Below are 16,962 nucleotides of genomic sequence, written 5' to 3' on the forward strand. Positions count from 1 at the left end.
GGGGTGTAGCTCCAATTGGCAGAGCAGCGGATTCCAAATCCGCGTGTTGGGAGTTCGAATCTCTCCACCCCTGCCATAATTAGAAGCCTCAGTCGAAAGACTGGGGCTTTTTTACATCTGTCGTTTAGATAGTTGCTGCAGTGCTCAATTGGCAGAGCAGCGGATTCCGCCAACACCAAAAATCAACGCGTGTTGGGAGTTCGAATTTCTCCATCCCTGCTATTATTAGGAGCCTCAGTCGAAAGGCTGGGGCTTTTTTACATCTGTCGTTTGGATAATAGGGATTTATTGAGTAGCAAGTAGAGGCACATAACCTGTTGATAGTAGCTATCTACACAAGTAATGAAAATATGCTTACCAAATTGGTTACTTTGTTATCATTAATATCGGTGATATTATCGCCCCACTTGCTTACATAAACGCCATACCGTGATTTACTCAGCCTCCGATTTAATTATCTTTGCTAGCGTCTTAAACAATATTCTCTGCAGTGTTGTTGGATGTTTGTTCTTATTACAAATTCGTAGTGGTTTGTCTGGTTATCAAAGACTCTCTGCATCGTACTTTTTCTTATTTTTTCTGTTCTTAGGTTCAGCTTTTTTTGCTATGGCGATCCGTTCTTGGGTTCCTCTTGGCTATTCCGTATTAGTTAATAACGCTCTATATATGAGCGTTGCGTATCTATTGTTATTTGGGACTCTAAGTTGGTATAAGAAGTCAATAAAGTCTTGGCTATGGAAACTGGCTGTAAGCCACGTTCTTGCTTACACGATTATTCAGTTCGTTATTTACTATAACTGGACTGGAACCCTTCAGTTCAGAGTTCAGTTAGCTTTTTTTAACTTTATTCTGGTTTATCTAGCAGCATGCTGGGTCTGTTATAAGAATCGACATCTGAACGGAAGAGGTGAGCGCATGTTGGCGCTCTCTGCTGTGGTTTGTATGGTTGCCGCTAGCTTTCCAACTATCGCTTTGGGGATAACTAACAGTCCTGATTACTATCGTGTGGCAGTCGTTGTAACTCAGAACATTGTATGTTTCTTTTTGCTTGGTTCATTATTGTCGCTGTTTTTGTTTAAGCAGATCGATTGGCATTACGAGCGCTCTATCCGTGATGAACTGACGGGGTTGTACAATAGGCGCTATATCAATGAACGTATTTCTCAATCTTTATCCAATTCTGGCTCTCGAGGCGTCATCGCGGTTGTTGATATCGACCATTTCAAGAAGGTAAATGACTCTTTTGGGCACGATGTTGGTGACAATACGCTTATTGCAGTCTCTAACATCCTTAAATCATTTATGGGACAGCAAGATCTGATTGGTCGTTACGGTGGCGAAGAGTTTGTTCTTTTTCTTTCTCAGAGCGATTCTGAGAGTGTTAAAACGCTTTTAGAAGAGATACGTAAGGCTGTTGAAACCAAAGCCTCCTTAATGCTTCCTAACCCCGTTACTATCAGTGTTGGTTATAGCGAAGTGAGTAACGGTGACACTCTACACAGTTTATTCAGCAAAGCGGATTCGGCTCTGTATATGGCGAAACGCAACGGCAGGAACTGCATCATTAAAAAATAGATGGGCTAGAGCGATTTAATGTCCACTGTTGTTTACATTGTGATGAGAATAAGTTTTATTAACACTTTGTTGTGTTGCTTTACCTGAGGCAGAAATGGATATTACTCGTCGTCGTTTTCTTTCAGTTAGTTCAGCTCTTGGGCTATCTACGTTATTACCTGCCTGTTCATTGATTCGAACTGATCAGGAAAGATATGTTTATGAACTTACAGCGGAAGCTTCTTCTGCTGAGATCGTTCCGGGTTATGTAACTCCTGTTCTTGGCTTCAACGGTTCAATACCTGCTCCGACAATACGCTGTCGTCAGGGGGAAAAAGTGACCATTCGTTTTACCAACAAACTTGATGAGGCGACAACAATCCATTGGCATGGTTTGCGTATACCTATTGGTATGGATGGTGTTCCATTTCTAAGCCAGAGGCCGATTATGCCCGGAGAGACATTCGTTTATGAGTTTACTCCACCGGATGCGGGCACCTTCTGGTATCACCCTCATATGAACAGCGTAAAACAACTGGGGATGGGACTGGTTGGTCTTATCGTGGTGGAAGAAGCGCAGCCAGTCACTTTCGATCAAGAACATGAGTTAGTTCTTAAACATTGGCATCTTGATAAAAAAGGCCAATGGAAGGACTTGATGATTCCACGCTACAGCGCTCGCATGGGTACTCCGGGGGAGTGGGGAACGGTAAATGGTATTCACAATCCTAGTTACGATGTGCAGCAAAATGCCAGTGTCAGATTGAGAATTGCTAATGTCGACAACACGATTACTTATCCAATTGCTGTTGAAGGTGCTGAAGCGTGGATAGTGGCTATTGATGGTAATCCTATTAAAACGCCTTACCCTTTAAAAGAGCATAAGATTGGGCCGGGAATGAGAGTGGACATCGCTTTTATTGCGCCTAAGGCTGGAAATGTGGTTTACGTGCGCCAGATGAAAGGAAAATTCCCGTTCCCACTGTGCGAATTTAAATGCCAGCAATCAAAGCTACCCGAAGACAACGAGATCCCAGCTTTGCCTCTCAATCCAATTCCTAAGATTGATTTAGCCAATGCTCAATCCATAGACTTCGTTTTTGAGTGGGAAGGTGCCGTTTCTCCTGCTGATGAAAGTGGACATGCTGTACCTAATTTTTGGCTGATGAACAAACGAGCTTGGGAAGGAATGAGCGCCAATAATATTCCGGCACCACTCGCTAGTTTAGAACTTGGCAAAACGTATATTTTTCATCTCAAAAATGTCACGCAGTATCATCATCCTATTCACTTGCATGGTCATACGTTTACCGTGTTAGAGTTGGATGGCAAACCTGTCGATGCTCCTTTTCATACAGATACAGTCTTGCTTGGAAAAAATGGCTCGGCAAAGGCGGCGTTTGTTGCCGACAACCTAGGGCGATGGATGTATCACTGTCATGTGATTGAACACATGAAAACGGGGTTGATGGGATACATTGAAGTTGCTTAAAGTGACTCCTGTAACTTTTTAAAACTATTCAGTTATAGAGGGTAGTTCCTCTTATTATGAGAACATTATTTTCATCATTTTTGACTCTTTTGTACTCAATAAATCAGTACAATGGCTGAAATGATTTTGGGAGGGTACATGGGGCAATTTTCAATTTTGGGTCTTATTGCGATCGGTGGTGCGATCGGTGCGTGTTCTCGATACTTAGTATCAGAAATGTGTGTCACCTTATTCGGACGATCTTTTCCATATGGCACGCTAACTGTTAACGTGGTCGGCTCATTTATTATGGGGCTGCTGATCGCAGCAGTAGAAAATGAGTGGTTGGCTCCTTATCCGTGGCGACAAATTATCGGTTTAGGTTTCCTTGGGGCACTGACCACGTTTTCGACTTTCTCAATGGATAACGTACTTCTTATGCAGCAAGGTGCATTTGTGAAAATGGGTTTTAACGTGCTACTTAATGTACTGTTGAGCATTTCAGCTGCCTGGCTTGCTTATCAATGGTTAATAAAAGGTTGATTAAAAACTCTACTTTTGTTCTTGGTTAACTAAGTTTCTTTATCTATAATCGTTTCACTTGTCGGAGTGCCATAAGGCTGAGACCGTTTATTCGGGATCCGTTGAACCTGATCTGGTTAATACCAGCGAAGGGAACAAGAGAAGAGCCTCTTTCTAGATTGGTTGGCGATAAGCCCCAAACCTAAGATCCGTCTACTCATCTCTTATTGACACATTTTTCCGCCAAGCATTTATCCCTAAAACAATACAAGGAAAATGCTATGTCGAGTCGCAAACAAGCGAGACTGGAAGCAAAACAGTTTATCGAGAACCTCTCCGTTCAACCTTATCCAAATTCTAGCAAGACCTATGTCGTAGGCTCTCGTGCCGATTTGCGCGTACCGATGCGTGAGATTTCACTTGCTGATAGCTTAATCGGTGGAAGCAAAGAAGCTCCGATATTTGAGCCTAACGAACCTATTTGTGTTTACGATACTTCTGGCGTTTATACCGATCCTGAACATGAAATCGATTTATACAGCGGGTTACCTAAGCTAAGAGCCGGCTGGGTTGAAGAGCGAAACGATACTGAAGTTCTGCAATCGATGAGCTCTGAATACGCTCAAGAGCGTCTATCTGATGAAACATTAGACGAACTGCGCTATGGCAATTTGCCTTCGATTCGTCGTGCCAAAGAGGGAAAACGTGTTACTCAGCTGCATTATGCTCGTCAGGGTGTTATTACCCCTGAAATGGAGTTTATCGCGCTGCGAGAGAACATGGGTAATCGCCGTTACCAAGATGAACAACTCAACCAGCAGCATTCAGGACAGAGCTTTGGTGCAAATCTGCCAAAAGACATCACTCCAGAGTTTGTGCGCAAAGAAGTGGCTGAAGGGCGCGCGGTAATTCCATGTAATATTAACCACCCAGAAGCTGAACCTATGATTATAGGCCGTAACTTCTTAGTGAAAGTAAACGCCAACATTGGTAATTCGTCTGTGAGCTCTTCAATTGAAGAAGAAGTAGAAAAGCTAGTATGGGCGACTCGTTGGGGTGCTGATACGGTTATGGACCTTTCTACTGGCAGAAATATTCACGAAACACGTGAGTGGATATTACGTAACAGCCCGGTTCCGATTGGTACTGTTCCTATGTATCAAGCTCTGGAAAAGGTAAACGGTGTAGCTGAAAACCTGACTTGGGAAGTGATGCGCGATACCTTACTTGAACAAGCGGAGCAGGGGGTCGATTACTTCACGATTCATGCCGGTTTGCTTCTTCGATACGTACCTATGACTGCTAAACGCGTAACCGGTATTGTCTCTCGTGGCGGCTCAATCATAGCCAAATGGTGTCTGGCTCATCATCAGGAAAACTTCCTTTATACCCACTTCAGAGAGATTTGCGAAATCTGTGCGAAGTATGATGTTTCGCTTTCGTTAGGTGATGGTTTACGTCCGGGCTCGGTTGCTGATGCGAATGATGAAGCTCAGTTTGCTGAGTTAAGAACACTTGGCGAGTTAACCAAAATCGCTTGGGAATATGATGTTCAGGTTATTATCGAAGGCCCTGGTCATGTTCCGATGCATATGATTAAAGAGAACATGGAAGAGCAGCTGAAGCATTGCCACGAAGCGCCTTTCTATACTCTTGGTCCTCTGACGACAGATATTGCACCCGGCTATGATCATATTACGTCTGGTATCGGCGCTGCCATGATTGGTTGGTATGGCTGTGCCATGCTTTGCTATGTCACGCCAAAAGAGCATTTAGGACTTCCTAACAAAGAAGATGTAAAAACAGGGCTTATTACTTATAAGCTTGCTGCTCACGCTGCTGACCTTGCTAAAGGACATCCTGGGGCTCAAGTCCGCGACAACGCTTTGTCAAAAGCTCGTTTCGAATTCCGTTGGGAAGACCAATTCAACCTGTCTCTCGATCCAGTTACGGCGCGAGCCTTCCATGACGAAACACTTCCTCAAGAGTCAGGGAAAGTTGCTCATTTCTGTTCTATGTGTGGTCCTAAGTTCTGTTCAATGAAGATCTCACAAGAGGTTAGGGAATACGCGAATAACAAAGAGCAAGTTGCCGCTGACCAAGCCATCGAAATCAAAATGCTGGATGACCCACTGTTATTTGAACAAGTGGATCAAGGTATGCGTCAAAAATCTCAGGAGTTTTTGCAGTCAGGTTCTGAGCTTTACCATCCAGCAGTTAAACAGAACTCTGTCGTTACGGAGGAGTAACTTGTGAAGATACTTATCCCATCTCATTGCCTTGAGTTTACGGGAGAAGTTCAACAAGTTTTGCTGCTTGCAGCTGAGCAGGGTTTCAATATCAGTAACATTGAGTTGGGCGTAAGCCCAACTCAATGTATTGAACTTGTTGATACAGAGACTTCTCGTTTATACAGCAATTTATTTGAACTAAGTGGCGACGGTGATCTAGAGAGTAAACTGACGTTCCTCTATGGGGGAGAACCTCAAGAGGTTTGTCTACCTAATGTTGTTCAAATTGGCGTTTCTTATGATGAACGTTTGGTAGACTGCTGGCTTCATCTAGATGAAACAACGCTCTTGTTTCATAGTCAGACCTTATCTACGAATCAATCTTGGCATCATTTTGCCTGGGTTGTAGCTTCTCTCGCTCTCGATTTTCCTCTGGAAGATGCCCTTGTTTTGAGTCGGGCTGCAATGAATGTTTCACGTGAAACATGGCCGACACAGTTCCAATATTTTCCGTTTATTGAGCAACCTGCAGTGTCTATTGCTCAAACAGGTTTCACCACTCTAGGTAAACAATCATTGGGTCTATACCCAGTCGTTGACAATGTTGAATGGATTGAAAGATTGCTTAAGTTGGGAATTAAAACCATACAACTACGGATTAAAGACCCGAATGAGCCAAGTTTAGAACAACAAATCGCTAAAGCTATCCAGTTGGGTAGAGAATACAAGGCACAAGTGTTTATTAATGACTATTGGCAGTTTGCTTTGAAGCACAATGCTTTTGGCGTTCACCTTGGTCAAGAAGATGTATTAGACGCGGATTTGGAGCTTATCGCAGATAGTGGGTTGGCATTGGGGTTATCCACTCATGGCTATTTTGAGTTGCTACGTATCCATCAGCTATCACCGAGCTACATCGCCCTTGGACATATATTTCCTACCACTACTAAGCAAATGCCATCAAAACCACAAGGCTTAGTACGATTGGGACTTTATCAAAAGCTGCTTGATAGTATGCCTTATGGCAAATCCATTGGAGTACCAAGTGTCGCGATTGGCGGTATTGATTTAGACAATATTCAGCAAGTGCTCGATCAGGGTGTTTCTAGCATTGCTGTGGTTAGAGCGATTACCGAAGCAAAAAATGTGGAAGCGAATGTAAGAGAGTTGCAGTCGAGATTTAGTCGTACCTTGAATAGACAGGAGGTGTTCGATGCTATCTGACAATGCCTTTTTACGATATCAACGCCAAGTATGCTTACCTGAGATCGGTGAATCAGGGCAACAAAAACTGTGTGATTCTTCAGTACTGATCATCGGCTGTGGAGGCTTAGGCAATTCGGCTGCATTATACCTAGCTGCTGCGGGAGTCGGGAAGCTGGTTCTTTGTGATGATGATGAGGTGGAAATTTCTAACTTATCTCGTCAAATCGCATTTCGTAATCATCATGTATCAACACCAAAAGTCGAAGCATTGGCGCAACAACTACGAGCTTTAAATCCAGAGTGCCATATTCGAACGGTACAACGACGAGCTGATAGGAATCTGTTGCCTTTGGAAGTGTCGATGGCGGATGTGGTGTTGGATTGTACGGATAACCTAGAGACTCGACATCTCGTTAATCAGGTGTGCTTTGAGTGTCAGGTCCCACTTATATCCGGTGCCGCAATTGGTTGGAGTGGTCAGGTTATCGCTTTTGATTTTGCCGCACCAAACAAAGCAACTGGCTGCTATACCTGTATGGTTCCTCGCGATTATACCGGTCAACTGGGAAAGTGCAGTGACCTTGGAATTATCGGTCCGGTAGTCGGAACGATTGGCAATCTACAAGCCTTGTTAACCATTCAATATTTGGCCGAGTTGCCGGAGTTTAAAACTCATCAGTTAATGACATTCGACGCTAAACACCTAGATTGGAAAAAGTGGCAGTTGATGGCAGATCCTGATTGTGAAATCTGCGCAGCTAAAGAGGGGAATAGTAACAATAACGAGGAGGTGATATGTCCGTCACTGTAACCGTTAATGGCGTTGTTCAGCAGATCAATCAACAAACCACGCTTACTTCTTTGCAACAGCAATTAGATTTACCCGCAGTTGGTTGTGTCTTTGCCATCAATGATCAAATTATCCCTAAAGGCTTGTGGTCATCTCAGGTGCTCAATGAAGGGGATCGAATCTCTCTTTTTCAAGCGATAGCAGGAGGCTAACGTTATGTCGAACAACAGTCTTTCAGGTCAAAATTTATTAACAATTGCGGATAAAACATTTCGCTCAAGGCTACTCACAGGCACTGGCAAGTTTGCTAACCGCGATACTATGACGAAAGCTATTCAAGCTTGTGAATCTGAATTGGTTACTATGGCCCTCAAGCGAGTGAATCTTGAGACTCGTGACGATGATATTTTGTCTCCGCTAATAGAAGCTGAGGTGAATCTATTACCAAATACATCAGGTGCAAAATCAGCAAAAGATGCCATTTTTGCGGCGCATTTGGCTAGTGAAGCACTTGGTACCAATTGGCTTAAACTGGAAATTCATCCAGATCCAAAGTATCTGATGCCAGACCCAGTAGAAACGTTGTTGGCCGCAGAGCAGCTAGTAAAAGATGGCTTTATTGTATTACCATACTGCCATGCAGATCCTGTTCTGTGTAAAAGATTAGAAGAGGTTGGCTGTGCAGCCGTTATGCCGTTGGGAGCGCCTATCGGTACCAACAAGGGATTGGTATCCCGTGAATTCCTCGAAATTATCATCGACCAAGCGAATGTTCCTGTCATTGTTGATGCTGGAATTGGCGCACCGTCAGACGCAGCATTAGCAATGGAACTAGGGGCGGACGCTGTATTGGTAAATACCGCAATTGCTACTGCGGGCGATCCGATTGCTATGGCTAAAGCATTTAAGCTGGCAGTTGAGGCGGGGCGAATTGCTTATGAAAGTGGATTGGCTGGTCAGGTAAATCACGCTGTAGCGTCAAGTCCGTTTACCGAGTTTCTGGGAGGCGCATCATGAGCTTTCTGGAGCGATTTAAACAACTCGACTGGGATGATATTAAGCTCTCTATATACAGTAAAGCTGCTCAGGATGTCGAACTGGCGTTAAGTAAGTCAAAGCGAAATCTTGAAGACTTTAAATCGCTGATCTCTCCTGCTGCAGAACCATACTTAGAGCAAATGGCGCAACAGTCTTACCTGAAAACACGTCAGCGCTTCGGTAATACCATGTCGTTCTATGTTCCGCTCTATCTATCAAATTTATGTTCAAACGATTGTACCTATTGTGGGTTTTCAATGGGTAATCGTATCAAGCGTAAAACCTTAACTGATGACGAGATAAAGGCAGAAGTAGAAGCGATTAAGAAAATGGGATTTGATAGTGTTTTACTGGTCACTGGCGAACATGAAACCAAAGTAGGGATGGATTATTTTCGAAGAACCGTTCCTCTGATTAAGTCTTCATTTAACTATCTGGCTATGGAAGTTCAGCCTCTAGACCAAGCGGAGTATGCGGAACTAAAAACGTTAGGTTTAGATGCCGTCATGGTTTATCAAGAGACCTATCATCCGTCGACTTATAGTAAGCATCATTTACGTGGTAAGAAGATGGACTTTCTATATCGCCTAGATACACCAGAGCGGTTAGCCAAAGCGGGTATCGATAAAATTGGGCTAGGGGCGCTGATTGGTTTGGAAGATTGGCGAGCGGATTGCTTCCATGTAGCAGCTCATATCGATTATCTGGAAAAAACGTATTGGCAAAGTCGATACTCGATTTCCTTTCCACGATTAAGACCGTGTGCCGGAGCCATGCAGCCCAAGTCTGTCATGAGTGATAAACAGCTTGTACAGCTCATTTGTGCTTATCGATTATGGAATGGAGAAGTAGAACTCTCTCTATCGACACGTGAGTCTGCTAGTTTTAGAGACAACGTTTCAGTACTCGGTATCACTAGTATTTCTGCCGCTTCGAAAACTCAACCCGGTGGTTACGCAAATTCGAATGTTGAGCTAGAACAGTTTGAGATTAGTGACGAACGCTCTGCAAATGATGTGGCGCTGGCGATGAAGAGCAAAGGGCTGGAAGCAGTGTGGCAAGATTGGCATTTTGCCTATTCCGGATAAAATCTCCAACTGACTATTCGATTTGAGCGATTGAGATACAGAGAAGAATAGAGACAAAAATGTTTCACGTGAAACATAAAAAAGGCGACCATGAAGTCGCCTTTCTCTTATCAATCTGAATCTACTAATCTAAGCAGCTTGCTCTTGCTGGTACTTACCAAGTAGAGCGTGGTAGAAGTCATGGTCACTTAACGTTCCGACTAACTCTCCATTCTCTATCAGCACAATAGGGTTACCAGTATGGTAGCGAATTTCGATAGCATCACGCATTTCGATATCAGGTGAAGCTACTACAAGTGAATCACTGGTTAATTCTTCGAACTTAGTCTGTTCGTTCCATTCAATCAGCTTCAGTTTTGGCGAAGAAGATACATTCCATTTGTTGTCATTTTTCTCTATCCAAACATCAGCTTGTTGGCAAATCTGCCAGCGACCAGATTCTTGCTTAAGTTCATCACAACTGTTCATTAAAGAGCGTCCTTTAAGGACATTTAATGGGTTGGTGTGAGACACAAAGTCTTGGACATACTGAGTTTTTGGCTTAAGTACAATCTCTTCTGGCTTACCATATTGGATCAGCTTTCCTGATTCCATAATGGCGATACGAGAACCAATTTTCAGTGCTTCATCTAAATCGTGGCTAACAAACACAATGGTTTTGTTTAAGCGTTTTTGTAGGCTGAGTAGTTCATCCTGAAGTTGCGATCGAATCAATGGATCAAGCGCTGAGAAGGGTTCATCCATTAACAGAATATCGCTATCCATCGCGAACGCTCGTGCTAAGCCAACGCGTTGTTGCATGCCGCCAGACAGCTCATGTGGAAGCTTATCCTCCCATTCAGCAAGTCCAACCATTTCCAGTTTTTCACGTGCGCGAGCTCGACGTTCCTTTTTAGCTAGCCCCTGCATTTCAAGACCAAAGGCAACATTGTCCAAAACACTTAGCCAAGGCATGAGCGCAAACTTCTGGAACACCATAGAGACTTTATTGGTACGTAGTTCTCGCAGAGTTGTTTCATTACATGTAGCTAAATCGATGCTTTGCTCTTTGTCCTGAACCACTAGAGAACCACGAGTGATTGGGTTAAGCCCGTTAATTGCTCGTAGTAAGCTCGATTTGCCGGAACCCGATAAACCCATAAGAACACAGATTTCACCTTGGTTTACATCAAGGCTCACATTATCGACGCCAACAACTAAACCTGTCGCATCGATAATTTCCTGACGAGTTTTACCTTGATCCAGTAGCTCTGTTGCAGCAGCTGTTTGGTCACCAAACACGACGTCCAGATTTTCGATATTAATCGTTTTCATTATGATACCTCTTTGCTGTTTGGTGCTTTACACAGTCGGTCCAGAATGATGGCGACGAGTACAATCGCTAAACCCGCTTCGAAACCTTGCGAAATGTTTACCGTGTTTAAGGCGCGAACAACTGGTTTACCTAAGCCATCTGCGCCAACTAAGGCAGCAATCACAACCATCGACAGTGATAGCATGATGCATTGGGTAATACCCGCCATGATGCTTGGCAGAGCGGCAGGAAGTTCGACTTTGTAGAGCAGTTTTGTACGGTTAGCACCAAACGCTTTACCCGCTTCAATCAGCTCTTCTGGTACACGGGTAACACCCAAGTAAGTCAAACGAATCGGCGCTGCAATGGCAAAGATGATGGTAGAAATCAGCCCCGGAACGACACCTAAACCGAACAATACCAGTGTAGGGATCAGATAGACGAAAGTGGGCACTGTCTGCATCAAATCCAAAATAGGACGCATCAGGGTGTAAACCCATGGACGGTGTGCCGCCATGATTCCGAGTGGGACGCCAATTAATACGGAAATCGTTGTCGCGGAGAAAACCATAACAAAGGTTTCCAGCATTTCTTGCCAGTAGCCAAGGTTTAAGATCAGCAACAGGGCTGCGATGATAAACACAACTAACGAAACACTGCGGTGCAACCACCACGCAATAGCGGCGGTTAAAAGAATAGGAGCGGCTGGTGGCATCCATTTGAAGACATCAACCAACAACATAATAATGCTTTCAAGTAAGAACGAAATGGTATCAAAGAAACCAGAGGCATTAATGGTGAGCCAGTCGACCCCGGTTTCCATCCAACTTCCTAATGGGATTTTATGCTCAGTAATAATGTTCACGAGAATTCCTTATTTAGTGGCAGGGCATTTAGCCCCGCCAACCAGTTTGTTAAGCGTCTTTGTTCAAATATGCGGTTACCGCTTCTATCGCTGGTTTACCGTCTTTAGTAGTGACTTTCTTTAACCACTGCTCGATAGCTTCTGGGTTAGCACGCAGCCATTCCTGAGCCGCTTTTGATGGCTGTTTCTTATCGTTAAGAATGGCTTCCATCAGAACGTTTTCCATATCAAGGCTAAACGAAAGGTTGTTAAGTAACTGACCAACGTTCGGGCACTGAGCTACGTAGTCTTTGCGTACGTTGGTATAAACGTTCGCACCGCCGTAGTTAGGGCCGAAGTAGTCATCACCACCCGCCAGATATTCCATCTCAACATTGCTGTTCATTGGGTGTGGCGCCCAACCGAGGAATGCAATCCATTCGTTGCGGCGAACGGCACGCTTAACTTGAGAAACCATGCCCGCTTCACTCGACTCAACCAGTTTGAAACCTTTAAGGTCGAATGCGTTGCTATCAATCATTGATTGAATGAGTCGGTTACCATCGTTACCGGGTTCAATACCATAAATGCGGTCTTTGAATTGATCAGCATGCTTTGCAATGTCAGCAAATGACGTTACGCCCGCGTCATAAACATATTTGGGGACGGCTAGGGTGTATTTAGCGCCTTCAAGGTTGGCGCGAATAGTTTCGACCGTTCCTGCATCACGATACTTGGCAATATCGCCTTCCATTGTTGGCATCCAGTTACCTAGAAAAACGTCGATATCTCCATTGGCCATAGAGGAGTAGGTAACTGGTACTGAAAGTAGGTCAGTCTTGGTTTGGTAGCCCAAACCTTTTAACAGTTCGGTTGTGACAGCGGTAGTTGCTGTTATGTCAGTCCAGCCGACATCCGCGAAACGAACAGTTTCACAAGTGTTTGCATAGGTGTTGAACGACAGCATAGTTGCTGCTGCAAGAGTGATGACTTTACGCATGTTTTATTTCCTTATTGATCTTTCATTTCCGAAGATTGAAGGGAGTCCAATGAGCGTCGTGGTGCGTTTTCGCGCTGGTCTTGTTGCCAGTTTTCTGCGATCCACACGGGTGCTTGCTCACGAGGAAGAAGAGCTTTACCTAAGATGATGTCTGCCGCTCGCTCAGCAACCATGATGGTTGGAGCGTTAAGGTTACCGTTAGGAATGGTTGGGAAAATCGAGGAATCCACCACTCGCAGTGATTGCACACCGCGTACGCGACATTCGTTGTCGAGCACGGCCATTGGGTCGTCGTCTGCGCCCATTTTGCAGCTACAAGAGGGGTGGTAAGCACTTTCTACATTCTGCTTAACCCACTCATCGATCTCTTGATCTGAAGAGATATGGAACCCCGGTTGAATTTCATCACCACGGTATCTATCTAACGCAGGTTGAGCCAAGATCTCGCGGGTTAAGCGGATACAGTCACGCCAATCCTGAATATCTTGCTGCTCTGATAAATAACGGAACAAAATGCCTGGTTTGTCTGCTGGGTCATTTGAACGAATCCAGACCTGACCGCGACTCAGTGGTTTGTTAGGACCAACGTGTACTTGGAAACCGTGTCCATCAAACGCTGTACGACCATCATATCGCATGGCTGCTGGTAAGAAGTGGTATTGAATGTTTGGCCACTTTAAGCCTGCGCGAGAGCGTATGAACGCACAAGATTCGAAATGATTTGTCGCACCTAGGCCGCGCTTGGTAAGCAGCCATTCAGCGCCTATCATCCCTTTACTGATAAGGCCTAGCTTGCTGTTTAATGTGATAGGTTCTTCGCAGCGATACTGGAAGTAGACTTCCAAGTGATCCTGCAGATTCTGACCGACACCGGGTAGTTCATGTTTTACTTCGACACCCGCGTTTTCCAGCACATCGCGAGGGCCAATACCAGATAACTGTAACAACTGTACTGAGCCAATAGAGCCAGCACTGGAAATCACCTCTTTGTTTGAAAATACGCTTTCGACCTGACCTTTATGCTCAAACTCCACACCTACTGCTTTGCCGTTTTCGATAACAATTTTACGTGTCAGTACATTTTTAAGCAGAGTCAGGTTTGGGCGTTTCAACGCTCGGCGCAGGTAAGCGTTCGAAGTTGAAGCTCGTACGCCTTTATCCACCGTCATATGCATCGGGGCGAAGCCTTCTTGCTGGTAACCGTTGTAATCGTTTGTCGTCGGATAACCGGCTTCTTCTCCGGCATCGATAAATGCCTGATAGAGCGGGTTCAGTTCCATATCGTTACCGTTACAAGTTGCTAACGGGCCTTGATCGCCACGATATTGATCGCCACCATGAATCCAACTTTCAGCTTTCTTAAAGTAAGGTAAGCAAGATGCGTAGTCCCAACCGTTGGCGCCGTGTTGTTGCCATTCATCAAAGTCGCAAGCGTGCCCACGAACGTAAACCATACCGTTGATTGATGAACTACCACCGAGCACTTTTCCTCTAGGGCAGTGTAGTTGGCGGCCATCTAATCCCGGTTCTTCGACAGATTCAAATTGCCATGCATACTTAGGTGTATTCATAGGGTATGAGAGAGCGGTTGGCATTTGAATGAAAATGCTTTTATCGCTGCCACCGGCTTCCAGTAACAAAACAGAATGCTCGCCACTTTCAGTTAGGCGATCCGCCAAAACACAGCCTGCTGAACCAGCACCGATAACAATATAATCAAAGTGTTGTTTCATCATTCTTCCCTACTCGTAAGCTCCAACATAGTCATCCAGCTCAATCAGGATGCTTTTTGTTTGTGTGTAGTGGCTTAAGGTTTCGATGCCGTTCTCACGGCCAACGCCAGAGAGTTTGTAGCCACCTACAGGCATAGGCGCAGGTGAATCACCCCAAGTGTTAATCCAGCAGATACCCGCTTGTAGCTGGTGGATTACTCGGTGTGCACGGGAGATATTCTGTGTAAATACGCCAGCAGCAAGACCATAATTGGTCGCGTTTGCTCGCTTAATCGCTTCGTCTTCATCGCTAAACTTAATCACTGCCATGACCGGACCGAAGATTTCCTTCTGGATGAAATCCATGTTGTCTTGGCAATCAACAAATACGGTTGGAGCAACAAAGTTACCTTTGGCTAACTCACCTTCAGTGACTTGATAGCCGCCGGTTAACAATTTGGCGCCGCTGTTTTTTGCGCTTTCGATGGCTTCAAGAACCTTCGCTAAATGTTCTTTAGAGATAAGTGCACCCACTTGAGTATTCGGATCTTGGGGATCGCCTACGATCAGCTTTTCCGTACGTGCTTTTAGCTGAGCGATGAAGTCGTCATAGATATTTTCATGAACGAAAACACGAGTACCGTTAGTACACACTTCGCCTTGAGTGTAGAAGTTAGCAGTCATTGCACCTGATACGGCTTGGTCTAACTTTGCGTCGTCAAAAATAATCAGGGGAGATTTACCGCCCAGTTCCATAGTGACGGATTTCAGACTTTGAGCGCTGGCAGACATTACCGCTTTGCCAGTACCCGTTTCACCGGTGAATGATACTTTTGCGATGTCTGGGTGGGCTGTCAGCATTTGGCCAACACGACCATCCCCTTGAACAACGTTAAATACGCCATCAGGTACGCCAGCTTCAGTAAAGATTTCAGCCAGCTTGAGTGCTGTCAGCGGCGTCTCTTCTGAAGGTTTGAAGATCATAGCGTTGCCAGCAGCAAGAGCGGGTGCTGACTTCCACATGGCAATCTGAATTGGGTAGTTCCAAGCGCCGATACCAGCACAAATGCCTAGTGGTTCTTTACGTGTATAAAAGAACTGGCTTTCGGAAAGCGATTGTTGTTCGCCCTGAAGAGCAGGCACAAGGCCTGCAAAGTATTCAATAACATCTGCGCCAGTCACAATATCAACGCAATTGGCTTCTTGGATTGGTTTACCGGTATCCAATACTTCTAGAAGTGCCAGTTCATCGTTTCGTTCTCTAAGGATTGTCACCGCTTTTAGCAGAATACGGCTACGTTCTACGGCTGTCATTGCCGACCAAACAGCAAAACCACGCTTGGCAGAATCTACCGCTGCCTGAACATCTTGTTCATTAGCCTGACCAAGAGTGGCCAGAGGTTCACCGGTTGCTGGGTTATAGCTAATAAAAGTTTCGCCTGATGACGCCTGTTGATAGCGACCATCGATATAAAGTGATGCTTTTTCCATTTGAAGACCTAACGAGTTGTTAGCGCGTGTTGCGCCAGTTGTAGTTCTAAGTAATCGCCAATTAATGCACGCGCCTGTTGAGCGTTGATACCTTCTTGGTTCATTGCTCCGCGTAGCCAAAGACCGTCAATCAGTGCGGCAATACCTTGTGCAACCTGCTTAACCTGTTGCTGAGGTAATAGGGCTTTGAGTTCGATTGTGAGATGAGAAAGGAGTCGCTTTTCGTTCACGCGTTGCAAGCGGTGAAGTTGCGGGTCATGCATTGAGTAAGACCAGAATGCCAACCATGTTTTTGCAACCTTGTTGGATGCTTGGAAATCGGAGAAGTTGGCTTCAACAATCGCATGAATGCGCTTTTGATGTTGGTGCTTAGGAATATCGGACAGCAATTGCATTACTGTTTCCGAGTGCTCGCGCAAGATTGCGCGCATGGTTTCTTCGAGCAAACCATGTTTACCGCCAAAGTAGTGATTGATGATGCCTGTGGATACACCTGCTTCGCGACTAATTAATGCGATGCTTGCTGCGTGTAAACCGACACGTTCAATCACTGTCATAGTGGCATTGACGAGTTGTGGTTTGCGTATGCTAGGCATTCCAACTTTAGGCACAATCACTCCTTAATTTTTTTAATTGAACGATTAGTTAAATATAAGTTAAACAAAATAATCGTTAGATCTCAAATTAATATTAAGGTTTGTTTGTGAGTGTGTGTTTTGTG

15 protein-coding genes and 1 riboswitch are annotated in these 16,962 nt (G+C 44.8%); of the genes, 9 read left to right on the forward strand and 6 right to left on the reverse strand.

Going from position 1 to position 16,962, the window contains the following annotated elements; genetic code table 11:
- Positions 1–504 precede the first annotated feature (504 nt).
- The 9 genes from ACRQQK_RS17635 (at position 505) to thiH (ending at position 9,900) form a co-directional block, all read left to right on the forward strand.
- Positions 505–1,575, forward strand: a complete 1,071-nt coding sequence (locus ACRQQK_RS17635; protein WP_457513575.1) for a GGDEF domain-containing protein — start codon at positions 505–507, stop codon at positions 1,573–1,575.
- A gap of 94 nt (positions 1,576–1,669) precedes the next feature.
- Positions 1,670–3,046: a multicopper oxidase family protein gene (locus ACRQQK_RS17640; RefSeq protein WP_457513577.1), complete on the forward strand. Its 1,377-nt coding sequence runs from the start codon at positions 1,670–1,672 to the stop codon at positions 3,044–3,046.
- A 138-nt stretch (positions 3,047–3,184) separates the two neighbouring features.
- On the forward strand, positions 3,185–3,568 hold the full coding sequence (crcB, locus tag ACRQQK_RS17645) for a fluoride efflux transporter CrcB (RefSeq protein WP_102954552.1): 384 nt from the start codon (positions 3,185–3,187) through the stop codon (positions 3,566–3,568).
- 52 nt (positions 3,569–3,620) lie between these two features.
- Positions 3,621–3,719: riboswitch (TPP riboswitch) on the forward strand.
- A 109-nt stretch (positions 3,720–3,828) separates the two neighbouring features.
- Positions 3,829–5,796, forward strand: a complete 1,968-nt coding sequence (gene thiC / locus ACRQQK_RS17650) for a phosphomethylpyrimidine synthase ThiC (protein ID WP_457513580.1) — start codon at positions 3,829–3,831, stop codon at positions 5,794–5,796.
- 3 nt (positions 5,797–5,799) lie between these two features.
- A complete protein-coding gene (locus ACRQQK_RS17655; RefSeq protein WP_457513582.1) occupies positions 5,800–7,002 on the forward strand; it encodes a thiamine phosphate synthase in 1,203 nt (400 codons plus the stop codon).
- A complete protein-coding gene (locus ACRQQK_RS17660; RefSeq protein ID WP_457513584.1) occupies positions 6,992–7,795 on the forward strand; it encodes a HesA/MoeB/ThiF family protein in 804 nt (267 codons plus the stop codon). The genes ACRQQK_RS17655 and ACRQQK_RS17660 overlap by 11 nt, the downstream gene beginning before the upstream one ends.
- Positions 7,780–7,986, forward strand: coding sequence for a sulfur carrier protein ThiS (thiS, locus tag ACRQQK_RS17665; protein ID WP_457513586.1), 207 nt, complete (start codon positions 7,780–7,782; stop codon positions 7,984–7,986). The genes ACRQQK_RS17660 and thiS overlap by 16 nt, the downstream gene beginning before the upstream one ends.
- A gap of 4 nt (positions 7,987–7,990) precedes the next feature.
- Positions 7,991–8,791, forward strand: a complete 801-nt coding sequence (locus tag ACRQQK_RS17670; protein WP_457513588.1) for a thiazole synthase — start codon at positions 7,991–7,993, stop codon at positions 8,789–8,791.
- A complete protein-coding gene (thiH, locus tag ACRQQK_RS17675) occupies positions 8,788–9,900 on the forward strand; it encodes a 2-iminoacetate synthase ThiH (RefSeq protein ID WP_457513590.1) in 1,113 nt (370 codons plus the stop codon). Before ACRQQK_RS17670 ends, thiH begins: the two co-directional genes overlap by 4 nt.
- Positions 9,901–10,029: 129 nt before the next feature.
- Here thiH and choV read toward each other — a convergent pair whose 3' ends face one another.
- The 6 genes from choV to betI are packed head-to-tail and all read right to left on the reverse strand — an operon-like array spanning position 10,030 to position 16,852.
- The gene (gene choV / locus ACRQQK_RS17680; protein ID WP_457513592.1) at positions 10,030–11,214 is read right to left on the reverse strand and encodes a choline ABC transporter ATP-binding protein; all 1,185 of its coding nucleotides are present in this window, start codon (positions 11,212–11,214) and stop codon (positions 10,030–10,032) included.
- Positions 11,214–12,059, reverse strand: a complete 846-nt coding sequence (gene choW / locus ACRQQK_RS17685) for a choline ABC transporter permease subunit (protein WP_042490103.1) — start codon at positions 12,057–12,059, stop codon at positions 11,214–11,216. The genes choV and choW overlap by 1 nt, the downstream gene beginning before the upstream one ends.
- Positions 12,060–12,108: 49 nt before the next feature.
- A complete protein-coding gene (locus tag ACRQQK_RS17690; protein ID WP_457513594.1) occupies positions 12,109–13,038 on the reverse strand; it encodes a choline ABC transporter substrate-binding protein in 930 nt (309 codons plus the stop codon).
- Positions 13,039–13,049: 11 nt separating this feature from the next.
- The gene (gene betA, locus ACRQQK_RS17695) at positions 13,050–14,771 is read right to left on the reverse strand and encodes a choline dehydrogenase (protein WP_457513596.1); all 1,722 of its coding nucleotides are present in this window, start codon (positions 14,769–14,771) and stop codon (positions 13,050–13,052) included.
- A 9-nt stretch (positions 14,772–14,780) separates the two neighbouring features.
- On the reverse strand, positions 14,781–16,241 hold the full coding sequence (betB, locus tag ACRQQK_RS17700) for a betaine-aldehyde dehydrogenase (RefSeq protein WP_457513598.1): 1,461 nt from the start codon (positions 16,239–16,241) through the stop codon (positions 14,781–14,783).
- 8 nt (positions 16,242–16,249) lie between these two features.
- Positions 16,250–16,852, reverse strand: coding sequence for a transcriptional regulator BetI (betI, locus tag ACRQQK_RS17705; RefSeq protein WP_457513600.1), 603 nt, complete (start codon positions 16,850–16,852; stop codon positions 16,250–16,252).
- Positions 16,853–16,962 lie beyond the last annotated feature (110 nt).

Source organism: Vibrio sp. C8, from assembly GCF_054051265.1.

Excerpts from the sequence above, each read along its gene's own strand:
- ACRQQK_RS17640 (WP_457513577.1), top strand. The coding sequence starts at position 1,670 with ATGGATATTACTCGTCGTCGTTTTCTTTCAGTTAGTTCAGCTCTTGGG.
- crcB (WP_102954552.1), top strand. The coding sequence starts at position 3,185 with ATGGGGCAATTTTCAATTTTGGGTCTTATTGCGATCGGTGGTGCGATC.
- thiC (WP_457513580.1), top strand. The coding sequence starts at position 3,829 with ATGTCGAGTCGCAAACAAGCGAGACTGGAAGCAAAACAGTTTATCGAG.
- ACRQQK_RS17660 (WP_457513584.1), top strand. The coding sequence starts at position 6,992 with ATGCTATCTGACAATGCCTTTTTACGATATCAACGCCAAGTATGCTTA.
- thiS (WP_457513586.1), top strand. The coding sequence starts at position 7,780 with ATGTCCGTCACTGTAACCGTTAATGGCGTTGTTCAGCAGATCAATCAA.
- ACRQQK_RS17670 (WP_457513588.1), top strand. The coding sequence starts at position 7,991 with ATGTCGAACAACAGTCTTTCAGGTCAAAATTTATTAACAATTGCGGAT.
- thiH (WP_457513590.1), top strand. The coding sequence starts at position 8,788 with ATGAGCTTTCTGGAGCGATTTAAACAACTCGACTGGGATGATATTAAG.
- choV (WP_457513592.1), bottom strand. The coding sequence starts at position 11,214 with ATGAAAACGATTAATATCGAAAATCTGGACGTCGTGTTTGGTGACCAA.
- ACRQQK_RS17690 (WP_457513594.1), bottom strand. The coding sequence starts at position 13,038 with ATGCGTAAAGTCATCACTCTTGCAGCAGCAACTATGCTGTCGTTCAAC.
- betA (WP_457513596.1), bottom strand. The coding sequence starts at position 14,771 with ATGAAACAACACTTTGATTATATTGTTATCGGTGCTGGTTCAGCAGGC.
- betB (WP_457513598.1), bottom strand. The coding sequence starts at position 16,241 with ATGGAAAAAGCATCACTTTATATCGATGGTCGCTATCAACAGGCGTCA.